General features: G+C 48.2%; 1 pseudogene. It reads right to left on the bottom strand.

Going from position 1 to position 313, the window contains the following annotated elements:
• A pseudogene (locus tag AB4585_RS25780) lies at window positions 1-313 on the bottom strand (hypothetical protein); the annotation flags it as partial.

Here is a 313-nt window from a genome sequence, read left to right as displayed (position 1 = left end):
ACATGATGCCGACAATCGTCAATGAGATAAGCGCTGCGTGAGTCATATCAGCCACCAACAAAGGCAGCACTAAAAACAGAGCCCACCAGCCGTGCTTAGAGGAGGTTTTCCACGAAACGGCCGCCAGCCAAATCATTGCCACACTGACCATTTGCAGAAGTGTGTAGATTGCCTCTCCGCTTAGCGCACCAATAACTTGGGAATAGATGATCCCCGATTGCATGAACAAGAAAAACGAGAATACCCCAAATCGAGCGCCAATGTTACAGCGCTTAGAAAACGCCACCATCAATAGAGGGAATAAGATCCACAT

The sequence above is a fragment of the Vibrio sp. 10N.222.49.C9 genome (genome assembly GCF_041474985.1).
GTDB lineage: Bacteria > Pseudomonadota > Gammaproteobacteria > Enterobacterales > Vibrionaceae > Vibrio > Vibrio crassostreae_C.
This window is presented reverse-complemented; position numbering and strand designations above follow the sequence as displayed.